Source organism: Nocardioides fonticola (genome assembly GCF_039536805.1).
In the GTDB taxonomy this organism is placed as follows: Bacteria; Actinomycetota; Actinomycetes; order Propionibacteriales; family Nocardioidaceae; genus Nocardioides; species Nocardioides fonticola.
Genome location: NZ_BAAAZH010000027.1, coordinates 1 through 14434, shown reverse-complemented (window position 1 = coordinate 14434; position 14434 = coordinate 1). Strand labels below are relative to the sequence as shown.

The window sequence follows — 14434 nt, the reverse complement described above, 5'->3', positions numbered from 1 at the left end:
TCTTCAGCCAACCTTGCGCGTACGTCGGACTGTGCGAAGGACAGCCATGGCCAGCATTAGTGCGGGCAGGCCAGCCGATGACGGCACCCCCCGGTACGTCGTCAACTACCGCGATCCCGAAGGCCGGCAACGCCGCAAGACCTTCAGGCGTAAGGCCGAGGCCGTCGCTTTCCGCAACACTGTCGAGGCGGACAAACTCAGGGGGACTTATCTCGACGTCGACGCTGGCAAGTTGTCGTTTCGGACCTACGCCGAGGAGTGGTTGGAAAGTCGGACCTTCAGTCCGCTGACATACGAAGCGACCGAAATCCGACTCAGGCTCCACGTCTTCCCGACCCTGGGCCACCTCGAACTGCGCCAGATCAAACCATCGACGATCCAGAAGCTCCTGCGATCGATGGAGATGGCCGAGACCTACCGGAGCGTCATCTTCTCCAACGTCTCCGCCATCTTCTCGGCCGCTGTTGACGACGACATGATCGCGAAGAATCCGTGCAAGGCCAGTTCCGTCACGCGGCCCACCACGTCGCGCCGCAAGGTGGTTCCCTGGCCCACCGACTGGGTCTCCTCCATGCACGATGCGCTTCCGTCGCAGTACAGGATTGCAGTCACGTTGGGCTCAGGGCTGGGGCTACGTCAAGGCGAGGTATTCGGACTCGCGGTCGAAGACGTCGACTTCCTCCGCGGAGTCGTGGAGGTCAGGCGGCAGGTGAAGGTATTCGGAGGCAACCGCCTGGCGTTTGGCCTCCCAAAGGGCAACAAGACCCGAACCGTGCCCTTGCCCCAGAGCGTCGCGACGGAACTCAGCAACCATCTCGCGACCTACCCACGCCGCAGCGTCACCCTTCCATGGGGAATGCCCCAGGCGGAGAGGCAAGCGAGCGCAGGACTCATCCTCACCACACGCGAACGCTCAGCCCTCAACCGCAACTACTTCAACACGCGGCTGTGGAAGCCCGCCCAAGCCGCGGTGGGCATCGAGCAATCGCGCGACAACGGCATGCACGCCCTACGTCACTGGTACGCGTCCGTACTCCTGGATGCTGGCGAATCGATTCGCGCGGTGTCGGAGTACCTCGGCCACAGCGACCCGGGCTTCACCTTGCGCACCTACACGCACCTGATGCCCAGCAGTTCTGAGCGAACGCGAGCGGCTGTGGATGCAGCGTTTGACGCCGGGCGCCGCGCGTGCGACCGGCCTAAGACGGAACTCGAACAACCCCTGTGGAAAACCCAGAGCAGTGCTGCCCCCGCTACCAGACTGTTCCTATCCCCTTCGACCGCTGAGGCCACCGATGACGAAGCTCAACAGTGAAGCCCGCCGAATCCTGGCGGACGCGGGCATCACCGTGCGCGACTGGATCGCCTACGGCGGGTGGCTCAAAGAGATGACCGACGAGGCCGACGAACGCCAGTGGGTGCCGGAGACCGAATGGCGCGGAGACGAGTGCGGCTGCAGCGACGACCGCTGCATCGGATTCCACCACGACGAGGGCGAGGAGTGCGGCTGCCTCCCGGTGCTCATCGAGAACCGCGCGAAGGACCGCGAGGCCTACGACATCTGGCAGGCCTACCGCACGGCCGTCGAGGCCAGCGACGGCCGCGGCGACCAGGACGCCTACGACGCCGTCTGGAGCCGGACTGAGACGTGGGTGCGCCGCCACTACCCGCGCGCACTGACCTTCTCCCTAGACGCCGTGGTGAAGGGTGAGCGGGGCATCACAGCCACCTACCCGCCGTTCCCGAACGGGTCGATCCCGGACTACGTCGGCGCCACCCCAGAGGGCGACGGCTACCGCCAGCAGCTGTGGACCGAGGGCACTGACCCCAACGGACACATCAGCCACGAGCGCGCCCGCACCATGTTCAGCCAGGGCGAGGAGAACGGCAGTGGCAACTGATGCGAACTACGTCGCGGGCCTCGCGCTGAGCTGGGCCCGGACCGACCCGCTTGAGCAGTGGGTCAACGCAGCGCCCCGGGGCGGCAACACCCCGCTTGAGGAGACCGTCAGCGAGTACCTGGGATCTCACAATCCCTTCGCCGACGGCTCGCGCGTCGAGGTCCTCGGCGGCCTCCACCGCGACGCCGCGGCGGTCTGGGTTCCAGCCACGATCGTCGAGCGGACCGCGGTCGACGAATGGACAGTCGAGTTCGACGACGGCGACCAGGCCTGGCGCGATCACCACGAGCTGCGGCCCTACTCTCAGGCCCTGTGATCGACGCCGCGGAACAGAAGCTCACCCTGCACGCCACGGTGCAGGAGATCCCGCCCGACCCCCGCGGCGACTACGCCCTCGGCCGAGACGAGTTGATCGTCGAGGACGTCGACTACGACCACGCGCTCGAGGCAGCGCGCCGGCGCGTTCCTGAGGGCTGGCGGATCATCTCCCTGCGGGTCGAGCGCGAACTGGTCCCTGCGAGCTGATCGCTCCCGCCCCTCCTGTGCACGTAGGTGATCAGGAAAGCGAGGTGGACCATGAGCACTTCCCCAGCCGAGATCCCGGTCCCCGGAGTCGTAACCTTCACCGCCCGCGGCAACGCCGCCCTCGATCAACTGGCTGAGGCCCTGGCAGCCGACTGCGACGGCTCCCCCGCGAGCATCGCCGACATCCTCGAGCAGGTCCTGGAGGCCGACATCGAGGACCTGGCCGAATCACTGAGCGCGACCGCCCAACCAGCTGGCCGCGCATCCTTGGTCGACCTCGACGTCGAGGAGGTCGGGCCGCCGGCCGAGAGCCCCGACGAGGCGGCCCGCCGCCGGCTCTCGCCGAGGACGGCGCCCGCTGGCGACACCCCAGGTAGCTGGGGCCCGGGCATCGCCCGCTGATCTCAGAGCTTGAGCAGGGGCCTGTCTGCGTAGGAGAGCCTCCAGCTCGGCAACGCCCTGCCCGAGCTGAGTCGGCGGGGCGACGTCGGCCAGGTCGTCGAGCAGCTCGTCGACGTCGCCGGCCTCGAGCTGCAATGAGGTGTAGGCGTTCCACTCCCCACCGCCGCGGCGAGCCGGCGGTAGGCCTCGATGTCGGCCGGCTCGTTATACCAGGCCGCCGCGGCGAGCGCGACCCGCCGTGCGATCAAGGCCGCCTGGTCGTCCATGGCCGATCAGTCTCCCGCCCCGCACGCCTGGAAGGCACCCTGCGGTTGTCCACAGCCCCGCCACCGGTCGCGCGCACCGGGCAGCAAGATCCGCGAGACTCAAGCCCTACCTCACGGCAGGAAGGGCACGTCAGTGGACGGCAACGACCAGCTCGGCGCCGGCGGGCACGCGCAGGCGGCCCGCGCGAACGTCAACGGCTTCAACCGCGCCACCATGTGGGAGCAGGACCAGATCCCGTCCGAGACCTCTGACCAGCTCGCGGAGTTCGCCGAACTCGCGGCCGCGCTCCCCCAAGCGTTCTCGCAGCTCTCCAGCGCGCTCGAGCAGGCCCAGGCCCACCAGGTGCTCAGCATGGAAACGATGACCGACGAGTCCGACCCAGCCATGGCCATCGGCGTGGCGCGCCTGTACCTGGAGGAAGCCCGGAGCCTCGCGGTCGACCTCCACAAGCACCTCGAAGCCGCGCGCAACGCCACGGCCCACACCATCAGCCAGGGCGTCGACGACGGGCAGGAGTCGATGCCCTGGGACCAGCCCTGACCCAAGGCCCCGCCGCGCGGCCGCGAGATTTCTTCGCGTCGGGTGATCGCCCCGACGGGTCGACCTTCCTTTGGTGACTGAGAGATGACCCCGGTCCACCAAGGAGCTGCCCGTGAGCACGCCCACCGAATCCCCGTCCGCCGCGGCCGACCGTGACCCGGTTCAGGAGGCCCGCAACCACCTCGAGCAGGCGCTGGCCGCGCTCGATCGGCTCCGCGAGGTCCTGCCCCCAGCGGGCAGCACCTCCCCCGCCCGAGCACGAGGCGGTGACCCGGCATGACCACCGACACCGCCCTCCACGCCGCCGACGCCGTCTTCATGGCCGAGCAGGCGGTGAGCCGGGCCCGCCATGTCGTCGAGGAGCTGCACACCACGATCAACTCCGCGCTACGGGTGCTCGACGACGCCGAGCTCGACTCGGCCAAGGCGCGACTCTCCGACCGCGGCGACTACTACCTCGAGGCCGCCGCCGAGCACCTGAGCCGCCTGCAGCGCCGCTGCAGCGACAACGCCGAGCTGACCGACGAGCTCACCGGGCACCTGGAACGCGCCTCGCAGGCGGTCATCGACGCCCACGACCTCCTCCTGCTGGACGCCGACACCACCGATCCCGCTCGCGCCCGCGACGTCGCGCAGCTGAAGCCGAGGCTTGCGGTTGTCGGCGAGATGATCGACCTGGCCAAGCCGATGGCCCGGCTGGCCGCCCAGCATGTCGAGAGCGCGCACCTGGCCGCTCAGCAAGTGACTCCGCCGTCGCTGCTGGAGCCGGTCACCCTCGAGCGAAGCATCGCAACCGCCGGCAAGGAGCTGGGCCGCGCCGACGAGGACGTGCGCCTGCTCGAGAACGTCGTCGACCACGCCGCAGCCAGCGCCCGCCAGTCGGCCGGCATCGCGACCGAGATCACCGACAACGCCCGCCGGCGCATGGCCGAGCAGGGCCGCGTCCAGATCCCGCATCAGGCAGCACCGAGCGTCGGATCCCCGGCGCGGTAGGCGAGAGGCGCGTCATGGACCTCGACCAGGGCGGCCGCCAGCAGGCGGGCCTCATCCTCGATGCGGCCAGCAACGGCGAGCACGACCAGGTCGCCGAGCTGATCGCACCGCTCGACGCCGAGCAGCTGCGGTCCCTGGTGACGGTGCTGGCCGTCCAGGTCGACCAGAGCCCACCCACTTCCTCCGCGACCGGCCCCGCCGCGGTGTGCGAGCTGGCGATCAACGCTGCCGCCCCGATGTTCGGCACCACTCCGGAGGCGATCCGCAGCGCCGAACGCAGCCGACCGGTCAGCGACGCCCGGGCGGTGGCCATGACCGCCGCACGCGAGGTCGGTCTGTCCCTGCCGGTGATTGCCGAGCACTTCGACAAGGACCACGGCTCGGTGATCCACGCCGTACGCCGCACGGCCGAGCGACCGCGCCTGGCCGACGCCGCGGCGCGCGTCACCGCGCACGTCAACGACCGCTACACCGCCCAACTCCCCCGCCCCGAGGCCACGCTGGTCCCCCTGCAGCCGCCGGCGTCGACGTTCGAGCCTGACGGCCCGGTCGAGCATGCGGTTGTGGCGGCCGCGGAGGCCTTCGGGACCACACCGGAGGTCCTGCTGGGTGCCGACCGCAGCCGGGCGGCCGCCGACGGCCGTGCGGTCGCGATGACCGCGGCCCGCACCCAGGGGCACAGCCTCCCGGCGATCGCGCGTCACTTCGACCGCGACCACACCACGGTGCTCCAGGCGACCCGTCGCATCGCGAAGTCCCGCGCACTGAACGGCCTGGCCGAGAAGATCGCCGCCGACCTCCCCGAGGACCCTCCGCCCGTTGCCGCGGAGATCCCCGCCGCGGCGCCGACCTCGACCTTCGAGCCTGACGGGCCGGTCGAGCACGCCGTAGTCGCGGCCGCGGAGGCCTTCGGCACCACCCCGGAGGTACTCCTGGGTGCCGACCACAGCCGGGCGGCCGCCGACGCTCGTGCCGTGGCCATGACCGCGGCCCGCATCCACGGCCACAGCCTGCCGGCGATCGCGCGTCACTTCGACCGCGACCACACCACGGTGCTGTCCGCGACCCGGCGCATCGAGAAGACCCCGCCGCTGCGGGACCTGGCCGCGAAGATCGCTGCGGATCTCCCCGAGCAGCCAGCCAGCAGCATCGGCGCCGGTGACGTCGTCGAGCATGTCCCCGAGCCCGGTCACCGCTCCCCCGGCCTGCGCGAGCAGCAGCGAGCGGTCCCTGTCGCCGCTGAGCGCCCCCAGCTGAGGGTCGCCCGGTGAAGGCCCTGATCGGCCTGGCCGCGGCCGCGATCGTCGCGCTGACCGCCGGCGGGATCGAGGCCGCGCTACCCGGCACTCAGACGGGCCCCGAGCCGACCGAGGGCGCGACCACCCAGGTGCGTGTGACCGCCGTCGTCAACGGCGACACGATCCGGGTCGAGACGCTCGGCGGCCGCCAGCTCGGCCGAGTCCGGCTGCTCGGGATCGACGCCCCCGAAGTCGCGCACCCGCCGGAGCCGGCCGAGTGCTACGCAGAGGACGCCACCAGGCTCCTCGAGCAGCTCGCTCCGGTCGGCAGCACCGCCGAGCTCGTCACCGACACCGGCCAGCCCAACCGTGATCGCTACCACCGGCTGCTGCGCTACGTCGACCGCTCGACAAACGCCGATGACGTCGACGTGGCCGGCGAGCTCCTGGCCAGTGGCGCCGCCCGTCGCTACGAGGCCGGGCCGGCGCTGGCCCGCGAGGAGTCCTACTCCACGGCCGTCGACGATGCCCAGGACGCTGGCCGCGGCCTGTGGGGCAGCTGCTGAGAGCCGGGCGGCCCACATGGACGAGCAGCTGGCCACCGCGGCGAAGACACTGGCCCGATGGTGCTACCGCCGCGGCGTCGATGAACGCGTACTCGGGTGCGGTGAGCAGTTGCGCAAGGCCGCGGTCGACCAAGCGCTCGGCCGACCGGCCCCGGCTCACCTCGAGCAGGCGCTGTGGGAACAGACCGCCACGCTGCTGCGCCAGCGGCGCGACTGGGACCGCGACCACCAGGTGAGCCCTCCGCCGACCGCGGCATGCGTGCCCTGCGCCGTGTCGGTCGAGGAGTGCCCCACTCACACTGACCGGCGCTGTCGTGCCTGCGGTGGCCAGCTGCACCGGATCGTCGTTGAGGAGGGCTTCGACACTCACCCGTCCTGCGACCGGCCCGGTACGAGCGGATCCCGGGCGATCCTCGAGCACACCGCGCAGCGGCTGGGAGCCACGCTGCTGGCGCAGCCGGCCTGACTGGCCCGGCCGAGAACACGGATCGGCCGAGGTGATCGCTCCGGGCCTCGGCTCGCACTTAGGAGACCAAGGAGGACTGGCGCAGCCGGTGCCGGTCCACGGGATCCAGGAGTTCACATGAGTGAAGCCGCGCTCGAGGAAGCCGCGCTCGAGGAAGCCGCGCTCGAGGAAGAGGCCCGCCAGCGCGCCGAGGAGATCAGTGCCACCGAGGCTGCCGCTGCCCAGGCCGCGGCCGCTGACACCGGCCCCTCCCCCGACGCCGAGATCGCGCAGGTGCACCGGTCCGGCCGGCAGCACGACCACACCGACACGGCCGCCTACCAGCGGCCCCAGCCCGGCCGCCGCGGCCCGCGCCGGTGAGGAAGCAGCCATGGCAACCGCGCTCGCGCCGACCGTCAAGTCCTCGAACGTCTCGAACATCCGGTGGGCCGACTGCTCACACAAGCTCGGATCGCTGCCGTGCATGAACCACAAGCCGCACGAGGGCAACGGCCGCGGCTGCGTGCACCACTCCACGTCCGGCTTCCAGGACGACGAGTAGCCCGACGTCGGCCGCCGAAACCGCCCGAGAAACAGCCTCAGCCGTGCACCAGGTGCAGCCGCGGCTGCTGAGGCTGCCCGGCGGCATGGTCAGTGGCGTTCTCCAGGCGCTGCATCCGCTCGAACGTCATCGGGTGGCCGTAGCGCCGCAGCAGCCCCGCCAGCACGGGGCCGAGACCGAGTCCGAGCACGAACTGGTCGGCCTCTGCCTCAGCACGCAGGTCGATCCGCCGACCGGCCACCGGCACCACGTAGGTCAGCGCGATGACCACGCCCCCGAGGAGCCCGGCCCAGGACCGGCCCTCGGCCACGGACTGCACCACGCAGATCACGCCCACGACGCCGCGCAGCGTCCAGGCCAGCCGCATGAACGGCAGCCAGGCGAAGGCCCGGCCGATGCCGCGGAACGCAGCCACGATCAGCCGCCAGGGCGTCGTCGCCGCGAGCACCGCCAGCTCCAGCCGCGGCCGCAGAGCCCGGTGTCGGCCGACCGCATGGGCCAGCGCCGCGGCCGCCTCCGTCCCGGTCACGCCGCCGCGGTACGTCGCGTCGACCAGGCCCGGGCTGACCACCACGGTGCGCCGCCCGATCGCCACCGCCACCGGGGTGCTTGGACGCTGCGCCCGGCGTACGAACAGCGTGGCGATGTCGACGCCGCGGCCGCCCAGCTCTGCCAGCACCGGCGCCATCACCCGGAACTCGGCCTCGGTCGCCGGCCGCGAGCTGGTCAGCGCCGCGATCGCCGGCCGCTGCAGCTGGCCCATGGCCAGCGCGACCAGGACCCCGCCGGCAGCCATGAACGCCAGCAGGCCCAGCGCCGGAGGGAGCAGGGCGCACACCACCACGGTCAGGACGAAGCTCACCAGCAGCGCCGGCACCAGTGTCACCACCCTCAGCACGGTCATCGGGAACCTCATCATCACGACCCCCCTCCAACTATCAGCACTAGTGCGCATCTCTTGACTTTGCTCGCGGTGATCGTTCGGCGACCGCCGACCGACATAGGCGAACGAGACCAGTTTGTGCCCAGCCGCCGACACCACCCCGAGTTATCCACAGCCCGCGCTCAGCGGAGCGAGGACCGACCAGGACGTGGGTTCATGGGCCAGACCGACCTCCAATCGAAAGGAACACCTGTGGACACCCTCAACCCGGACAGCACCTGGGACCGCCTCGGCTCGATCGCGCACCTGCTACACCAGGCCGCCACCCAGGTGTGGAGCGACGCCGACAGGGCCACCGCCGACTCGCCGCTGCACGACCTCGGGCTCGGTGTCTACCTCGCGCACTCCCAGGCCAGCACCCTGCTGCCTGAGGACTACGAGCTGCCCGACGTCGACGCCGAGAGGCTCGAGGAGCGCACGCCGCTGCAACTGCTCACCGACGCCGAGGAGCTGACCCGGCCGCTGCCGCTGCACCAGCCGGACCTGATCCACGGCTCACAGCTGGTCGTCGACCTGTGCGACCTCATCAGGGAAGCGCGCGGCCTTGGCTACTGACCTGCGCCTGGCGTACGCCGACATCGACCAGGAGCTCTTCGACGTCGACCAGATCCCGATGACCACGCGCGACGTGCGCAGCATCGGCGAGATGCTCTTCGACGTCGACTACCTCGCCCGCCAGCTGCTCATCGACGTCGACGGCGACGACGCCGGCACCCTGCTGCGCAGCTGGCCCACGATGGTCGCGGCCGCGGAGGACCTGTGGGCCTCACTGCCCGGCCGGCGGCCGGGCGTCGACGAGCGCGACCGACCGATGACCAGCCTCGCTGCGCAGGCCGCCACCATCGAGGCCAGCCTGACCGGCCGCACGGCCTGGCCGGGCCAAGGACCGACCAACCCGCGGCTCGACCAGATGACCCAGACTCTCGTTAACGCCGCGGCCCTTGTGCGCCTTTACGGCGCGGAGATCCCCCTAGAGCAGTCCGACGCCCACCGCGACCTCGAGGCAGCTCGCACCAGGATCATGCACGGGCTCTATCTGACCGCTCACGCCGTCAACGTCGCGCTGCATCACAACGGCCGCGACCGCGTGAACGACGCCCGCGAGTCCGGCCGCCGCGCCCGCCTCGCCCAGCACCACTCCCCTTACGCCGTCGCGCCCATCGGAGCATGGCTTGACCGCATGACTGCGTGCGAGAACACCGCCCACAGCTACCTGAGCGACCAGTTCACCCAGGCCCTCGCCGGCGAAGCGGTCCGGCCTGTCGAGGACCCCAGTCGACTGTTCCAGGCGCTGGCCAACTGGGACATCCAGACCCACCGAGCTCTGGTCCGTCAGCTCGAGCCCTCCAACATCCTCCTCATCACCCGCACCCAGAGCCTCATCGCCGGCGCGAGCATGGTGCTCGTCGACGCGGCCGCCACTGCCGGCATCCTCGAGCCCTCCGACCGGCTCGTCCCCGCAATCGCCAACGCCGGCTACTCCTGGAGCAACCTGGCCAGCCGCTGGGGCGACCTCGCTCCCCCGGGCGCTCGGATCCGAGAGCCGCTGGCCCGCGCGGCCGCGGAGGTCCGCGCCGCGTACCGCCAGATCACCCACGACACCACCACCCTCGCCAGCCCCGAGGTGATCGCGGAACGCCCGGGGCTCCCCCAAGCCGTGACAGCGACCCTGCGCGCCGTCGAGGCCTCCTCCGAACTCGCGGTCGTAGTCGCGGAGCGAGCGGACAACCCCAACCTCATCGGACCTGCCCGGGCACTGTCCCGTCGAGCGCACAACGACGTCGAGTCCGGACTGGCCACCCCTCCCGCCGAAGGCGACGTCGTCTGGGTCTCGCCGGCCGACATCCTCGCCAAGCGTCTGGTCTTGCTCCCCCCGCCCGTCTCAGAAACCCTGCGAGCGGCCAGCGACGCAGCAATAGACGCGACTAACTCGGCCTCCGCAGCTGCCACACTGCATCAGCGCCACCACAAGCCGGCAAGGACTGACGCGGTCCCTGGCTCGCGCAGCAGGGCCGCACCTGAGGGCAGGCGCCCACCAATCCCTACGCCCGCTGCGGCTCGACGATGACCCGCACGACGCCGGGTTCAGGCGAGTGGGGCAATTCGCCGGCCCGGGAGCACAGGCTCCACGGGCTCTCCTTCGCGACGCCGCGGTACGGGAACGCCGCCGTCCGACGTGGGTTTTTGGATGTGATTTAACCTGTGATTTCCCTTGGTTTGCGCACCCCGCAGTGGCACACTGCAGGTATGAACAACCAGTCGACCATCGCCCGCGGCGACCTTCGCGCCTACGAGGAGTCGGTTCGGCTGCCCACGCCGGAACTCGTCGAACGGCTGCGCGATCTGCTCGGAGCCAAGCTCGTGGCCTACCTGGGCTCGGTCCAGGAGACCCGCGCCGTGCGCCAGTGGGCCGACTCGGCCGACGCACGGACCCCGTCAACCGAGGTGGTCAACCGGCTGCGGATGGCGTACCGGATCGCGGCTCTGCTGCGCGAAAAGGACTCGGCGGCGGTCGTCCAGACGTGGTTCCAGGGCATGAACCCGCGCCTCGACGACGTCGCGCCGGCACGGCTGCTGCGTGAGGGCGACCTGGAGCAGATCGGTCCCAGTGTCCTGGCGGCCGCGCGCGCATTCGCTGCGGCCGGGTGACTCGCGGGTGACCGAGGCACCTCAGCTGGTCGTCGTCAACGCGGCCGAGCAGGTCTGGCGCGTCGGCTTCAAGCCGGAGCCCTGGGCCTGGTCGGGTTGGGAGTGGGCCGGCGCCGATGGCAGGTTCCACGGCCGATGGGACGACCGGCAGGGAAACTTCCGCACCATCTACGCCGGCTCCACCCTCTTGGCTTGCCTGCTCGAGGTCCTCGCCGGCTTCCGACCCGACCCGACCCTCGCGCTCGAGCTCGACGACATCGAGGAGGACGACGAGGACGCCGCGATGCACCCGACGGCCCGCGCCGGGGAGATCTCCTACTCGTGGCTCGAGCCGCGCTCGGCGGCGAGCGCGACGCTGTCGGCTCGGTTCTGCGCGGTGACGGCCGCGGAGTCGATCGCGGCCCTGCGGCCGCAGTTCGTCGCGCTCGCGCACCTGCTGAACCTGCACGACTTCGACGCGGCCGCGCTCAAGGACGGGCGGCCGCGAGCGCTCACCCAGTCGGTGGCCACCTACCTCCACGCGACCACCGAGCTCGACGGCGTCACCTTCGCCTCCAGGCACGGCGACGACCTATCGCTGTGGGCGGTGTTCGAGCGTGCCGAAGACCCCGCGATCAGCCGGACCCTCGACGCGATCGAGCACCACGCCCTCTCCCCCGAGCACCCCGACGCCCAGGAGGCCTTCCGGATCCTCGGCCTCAGCTGGGCGGCGTCCTGATGCAGCCGCGGGCGTTGCCGTCGACATCGCGTTGTCCGAGCGGGATTCGACGGCTCGGGTGTACTCCTCAGACCTGCGTCAACTCCAACGCGAGGGCGTCACGAAAGGCGATGGCCGGGTGGCGACGCGAGGTGCAGCGCTGCCAGCGTGACGGGTGCCGCGGCGCACCTCCGACCCAGAAGGTCGGCAGTCCATGTGCCCCGAGTGCCGTGTCCAGCCAGTTCAGTTGCTCGTGGCGCCAGCGTCCGGCCACGCCTGGCGGCGAGTCGAGGCCGTAGGCCAACAGGACCCCGTCAGCTCCACAGAGCTGGTTCTCGAGGAGCTCACCGACCACGCCGGCAACCCCCTGCACCTGACGCCACACGACTTCCGCCGGGTCTTCACGACCACCGCCGTCCAAGACGGCCTGCCGCTGCACATCGCCTCCCGGATCCTCGGCCATCGGCACCTCAACAGCACCCAGCCCTACACCGCGGTGTTCCAAGACGACCTGATCCGCACCTACCGCGCGTTCGTCGACCGCCGCCGCTCGACCCGACCACCGGAGGAGTACCGCGAACCCACCCCCGAAGAATGGGACGAGTTCGAAGAGCATTTCACCCTCCGACGGGTCGAGCTCGGCTCCTGCGCCCGCCCCTACGGCTCCACCTGCGAACACGAACACGCCTGCATCCGCTGCCCAGTACTCCGCGTCGACCCAGAACAGGTCGGCCGACTGGAGGCGATCGCGAAGAGCCTGACCGAGCGCATCGCTGAGGCCGAAGGACACGGCTGGGCCGGCGAGGTCCAACAACTCAAGATCAGCCTCCAAGCCGCCCAGGACAAGATCCTGGCCACAGCCCCACCCCGTGACGGCAGCGTGATGCTCGGACTCCCGACACATGTGCCCCGCGGCCAGCGGTCCTGAGGCGCTGGTGCTCAACGTCAGCGACTCTGGGTCGGATAGCTGATTCGTGTTCGAGCGGCTTGAGGCTGACTACCTGGCACACGGGGTCTTGGGTGAAATAGCCACAATCTGTGGCCCGCGAGCGCACGGTCTCAGCATCAAAGCCTCGACCGTTGGCAGCGATGTCGAGCAGGAGCCTCGAAACGCTCCCGCTTCAGTCACCACAGCCGTGCCGTGCCCACCTCCCGTGGGGAAGGAAGGTGGGCACGGCCCTCCCGAGCCGGGGGCCCGGCGCATGAATCAGGACGATCCCGCGCGGCGGCCACGCGCTCAACTGTCAGAGCGCTACAACCCGCCCGAAAATGCGACTAATCGGCTAGGTCGTCGACTCGCGCCACCGTGGCCTCGTAGTCCGCACCCTCGAGATTGTTCGGGAATCCCGACTCCTCGACCAATGGCGCTGCAACCTCGCCACCGTTATTGAGGAGGAGACCCTGGCTGCTGACGAGGCGATACTTGTTGAGCTCGAACTCGGAAGCCACCTGCGGTGCGCCCGTTTCCGGGTTGGCTGAGCCCTTGCGGCGAAGAACGAAGATGCCTTCATCGCCGACGAGGTCCCCGGGCCAGGCAGCAGCAGCGAGATCCTCTTCGAGGTACGGCCCGAACTCAACCGCATACTGCGTGCGTCCGGCCTCCGCCAGGTTGTCCTCCACCTCGACGGTGAGCTCCAGGTACTGATATGTGAGCCCATCATCGGACGGGTCACCATCGACCACCACGCGCCCAGGCGACGCTGCCGTAACCACACCCGTGACCACCACGTCGGAGGTGTCACTGAGCTCCGTCAACGTGTCGAAGTGCTCAACCTCCTCAGCACCTCCCGGGGCGAGATTGCGCCAAGCCCTCGCTACTTCGGATGGTGCCCGTTCGGAGTCCTGGCCACTGCGATGATCGGCCGCTGACGCGTCGGTCGACCGGCTCTTGTCCTCGTCGACGAGGGTGGTGCCGACGATGACGCCGCCGAGACCCAGAAGCACGGCGGCAATTGCGATGCCGCCGACCTTAGTTCTGTTCATCCCGCACCCCTGATCAGTAGTTGTTGTTGATGTGGTTGATGTCGTGCTGGGACAAGCGCGCAACACGATCCGGGTTGTACAGCCGCATACACGTGGGGTCAGCGTCGTCATTGAGTTGGTGACGAAGCCCGAACGTGTGCCCGAGCTCATGGCACCCTCGACTGCGGCGTTCCTGGACCGTGTCGTTCGCGTAGTCGTATCCCGAGTACAGGTTCCAGGTCAGGATCTGGCCATAGCACCAGCGGTTCGGGTTCGTGCCGCCTTCGTCGGCGGCGTCCGGGCAGTTCACCCATGCGAACAAGCCGTTGTCCCCCGCGCCGAAGTCACGAACACGAACGTCGAAGCTGTCGCTGTCGACCCAGGTCCACGTGACGCCGGCGTCGGGATAGGCGTTGTTGAGCGCCCACTGCACCGCGCCGCCGACTTCCGACGTCGTGTTCTTGAAGTCGACACGGTGATGGAGGTTGTTCGCCAAGCTGACCTGGTTCACCGGGTCACCCGACGCCGCAGTGGACCCGAAGTTGTTCGCCATGGCATCGGAACCTGCCCCGATGACCACTCCGGCGGCGAACGCCGCAACAAGGATCGCCTTAACCGGCGCCATCGCCTGCTCCCTCAGCCTCACGAACAAGTGACGTCCTGGTGGCGGCAACGGTTCCAGGGACTGCCCCCGCTTTGGTTGACGCTTAGCGGTTGCGGTGTTCAGGCCGCTTCTGCGGCCGC

Annotated in this window: 21 protein-coding genes; 18 read left to right on the top strand and 3 right to left on the bottom strand. The window is 70.0% G+C overall.

The genetic code is table 11. The annotated features are described in order from the left end of the window. The first annotated feature begins 46 nt into the window (after positions 1–46). From ABD671_RS17110 to ABD671_RS17050, 13 genes are all read left to right on the top strand, one after another. Complete coding sequence (locus ABD671_RS17110) at positions 47–1315, top strand: tyrosine-type recombinase/integrase (protein WP_344734648.1); 1269 nt, start codon at positions 47–49, stop codon at positions 1313–1315. Then, positions 1296–1901, top strand: coding sequence for a hypothetical protein (locus ABD671_RS17105; RefSeq protein WP_344734647.1), 606 nt, complete (start codon positions 1296–1298; stop codon positions 1899–1901). The genes ABD671_RS17110 and ABD671_RS17105 overlap by 20 nt, the downstream gene beginning before the upstream one ends. Next, positions 1891–2217 carry a tudor domain-containing protein gene (locus tag ABD671_RS17100; RefSeq protein WP_344734646.1) on the top strand — a complete coding sequence of 109 codons (327 nt, stop codon included), beginning with the start codon at positions 1891–1893 and terminating at the stop codon, positions 2215–2217. The genes ABD671_RS17105 and ABD671_RS17100 overlap by 11 nt, the downstream gene beginning before the upstream one ends. Next, on the top strand, positions 2214–2426 hold the full coding sequence (locus tag ABD671_RS17095) for a hypothetical protein (RefSeq protein ID WP_344734645.1): 213 nt from the start codon (positions 2214–2216) through the stop codon (positions 2424–2426). The genes ABD671_RS17100 and ABD671_RS17095 overlap by 4 nt, the downstream gene beginning before the upstream one ends. A gap of 51 nt (positions 2427–2477) precedes the next feature. Beyond that, positions 2478–2828, top strand: coding sequence for a hypothetical protein (locus ABD671_RS17090; protein WP_224126746.1), 351 nt, complete (start codon positions 2478–2480; stop codon positions 2826–2828). A 399-nt stretch (positions 2829–3227) separates the two neighbouring features. Next, positions 3228–3635 (top strand): hypothetical protein, encoded by a 408-nt coding sequence (locus ABD671_RS17085; protein WP_344734644.1) that lies wholly within the window; start codon positions 3228–3230, stop codon positions 3633–3635. A gap of 112 nt (positions 3636–3747) precedes the next feature. Further along, complete coding sequence (locus ABD671_RS17080; RefSeq protein ID WP_224126744.1) at positions 3748–3915, top strand: hypothetical protein; 168 nt, start codon at positions 3748–3750, stop codon at positions 3913–3915. After that, positions 3912–4628, top strand: coding sequence for a hypothetical protein (locus ABD671_RS17075; RefSeq protein ID WP_344734643.1), 717 nt, complete (start codon positions 3912–3914; stop codon positions 4626–4628). Before ABD671_RS17080 ends, ABD671_RS17075 begins: the two co-directional genes overlap by 4 nt. Positions 4629–4642: 14 nt before the next feature. Then, positions 4643–5899, top strand: coding sequence for a helix-turn-helix domain-containing protein (locus tag ABD671_RS17070; RefSeq protein ID WP_344734642.1), 1257 nt, complete (start codon positions 4643–4645; stop codon positions 5897–5899). Then, positions 5896–6432 carry a thermonuclease family protein gene (locus ABD671_RS17065; RefSeq protein WP_344734641.1) on the top strand — a complete coding sequence of 179 codons (537 nt, stop codon included), beginning with the start codon at positions 5896–5898 and terminating at the stop codon, positions 6430–6432. The genes ABD671_RS17070 and ABD671_RS17065 overlap by 4 nt, the downstream gene beginning before the upstream one ends. 16 nt (positions 6433–6448) lie before the next feature. Next, positions 6449–6898, top strand: a complete 450-nt coding sequence (locus ABD671_RS17060) for a hypothetical protein (RefSeq protein ID WP_344734640.1) — start codon at positions 6449–6451, stop codon at positions 6896–6898. 117 nt (positions 6899–7015) lie between these two features. Beyond that, entirely contained in the window at positions 7016–7258 is a 243-nt protein-coding gene (locus ABD671_RS17055; RefSeq protein WP_344734639.1) for a hypothetical protein, read from the top strand. Between the two features lie 10 nt (positions 7259–7268). After that, on the top strand, positions 7269–7439 hold the full coding sequence (locus ABD671_RS17050; RefSeq protein WP_344734638.1) for a hypothetical protein: 171 nt from the start codon (positions 7269–7271) through the stop codon (positions 7437–7439). Between the two features lie 37 nt (positions 7440–7476). On the opposite strand, the gene ABD671_RS17045 is transcribed toward ABD671_RS17050, so the two are convergent. Continuing rightward, positions 7477–8343, bottom strand: a complete 867-nt coding sequence (locus ABD671_RS17045; protein ID WP_344734637.1) for a hypothetical protein — start codon at positions 8341–8343, stop codon at positions 7477–7479. Between the two features lie 231 nt (positions 8344–8574). On the opposite strand from ABD671_RS17045, the gene ABD671_RS17040 reads away from it, so the two are divergent. From ABD671_RS17040 to ABD671_RS17020, 5 genes are all read left to right on the top strand, one after another. Continuing rightward, complete coding sequence (locus tag ABD671_RS17040; protein ID WP_344734636.1) at positions 8575–8937, top strand: hypothetical protein; 363 nt, start codon at positions 8575–8577, stop codon at positions 8935–8937. Continuing rightward, positions 8927–10450, top strand: a complete 1524-nt coding sequence (locus tag ABD671_RS17035; RefSeq protein ID WP_344734635.1) for a hypothetical protein — start codon at positions 8927–8929, stop codon at positions 10448–10450. The genes ABD671_RS17040 and ABD671_RS17035 overlap by 11 nt, the downstream gene beginning before the upstream one ends. Positions 10451–10629: 179 nt before the next feature. After that, positions 10630–11031 (top strand): hypothetical protein, encoded by a 402-nt coding sequence (locus tag ABD671_RS17030; protein ID WP_224126734.1) that lies wholly within the window; start codon positions 10630–10632, stop codon positions 11029–11031. Between the two features lie 7 nt (positions 11032–11038). Continuing rightward, positions 11039–11749 (top strand): RES domain-containing protein, encoded by a 711-nt coding sequence (locus tag ABD671_RS17025; protein ID WP_344734634.1) that lies wholly within the window; start codon positions 11039–11041, stop codon positions 11747–11749. A gap of 154 nt (positions 11750–11903) precedes the next feature. Then, positions 11904–12656 (top strand): tyrosine-type recombinase/integrase, encoded by a 753-nt coding sequence (locus tag ABD671_RS17020; RefSeq protein WP_344734633.1) that lies wholly within the window; start codon positions 11904–11906, stop codon positions 12654–12656. Positions 12657–13003: 347 nt separating this feature from the next. On the opposite strand, the gene ABD671_RS17015 is transcribed toward ABD671_RS17020, so the two are convergent. Together ABD671_RS17015 and ABD671_RS17010 are read right to left on the bottom strand one after the other, a co-directional pair. After that, entirely contained in the window at positions 13004–13711 is a 708-nt protein-coding gene (locus ABD671_RS17015; RefSeq protein WP_344734632.1) for a hypothetical protein, read from the bottom strand. A gap of 13 nt (positions 13712–13724) precedes the next feature. Then, the coding region (locus ABD671_RS17010; protein ID WP_344734631.1) for a zinc metalloprotease at positions 13725–14434 on the bottom strand (710 nt) is incomplete at its 5' end.

Excerpts from the sequence above, each read along its gene's own strand:
- ABD671_RS17110 (WP_344734648.1), top strand. The coding sequence starts at position 47 with ATGGCCAGCATTAGTGCGGGCAGGCCAGCCGATGACGGCACCCCCCGG.
- ABD671_RS17070 (WP_344734642.1), top strand. The coding sequence starts at position 4,643 with ATGGACCTCGACCAGGGCGGCCGCCAGCAGGCGGGCCTCATCCTCGAT.
- ABD671_RS17075 (WP_344734643.1), top strand. The coding sequence starts at position 3,912 with ATGACCACCGACACCGCCCTCCACGCCGCCGACGCCGTCTTCATGGCC.
- ABD671_RS17055 (WP_344734639.1), top strand. The coding sequence starts at position 7,016 with ATGAGTGAAGCCGCGCTCGAGGAAGCCGCGCTCGAGGAAGCCGCGCTC.
- ABD671_RS17030 (WP_224126734.1), top strand. The coding sequence starts at position 10,630 with ATGAACAACCAGTCGACCATCGCCCGCGGCGACCTTCGCGCCTACGAG.
- ABD671_RS17050 (WP_344734638.1), top strand. The coding sequence starts at position 7,269 with ATGGCAACCGCGCTCGCGCCGACCGTCAAGTCCTCGAACGTCTCGAAC.
- ABD671_RS17045 (WP_344734637.1), bottom strand. The coding sequence starts at position 8,343 with ATGACCGTGCTGAGGGTGGTGACACTGGTGCCGGCGCTGCTGGTGAGC.
- ABD671_RS17060 (WP_344734640.1), top strand. The coding sequence starts at position 6,449 with ATGGACGAGCAGCTGGCCACCGCGGCGAAGACACTGGCCCGATGGTGC.
- ABD671_RS17015 (WP_344734632.1), bottom strand. The coding sequence starts at position 13,711 with ATGAACAGAACTAAGGTCGGCGGCATCGCAATTGCCGCCGTGCTTCTG.
- ABD671_RS17090 (WP_224126746.1), top strand. The coding sequence starts at position 2,478 with ATGAGCACTTCCCCAGCCGAGATCCCGGTCCCCGGAGTCGTAACCTTC.
- ABD671_RS17105 (WP_344734647.1), top strand. The coding sequence starts at position 1,296 with ATGACGAAGCTCAACAGTGAAGCCCGCCGAATCCTGGCGGACGCGGGC.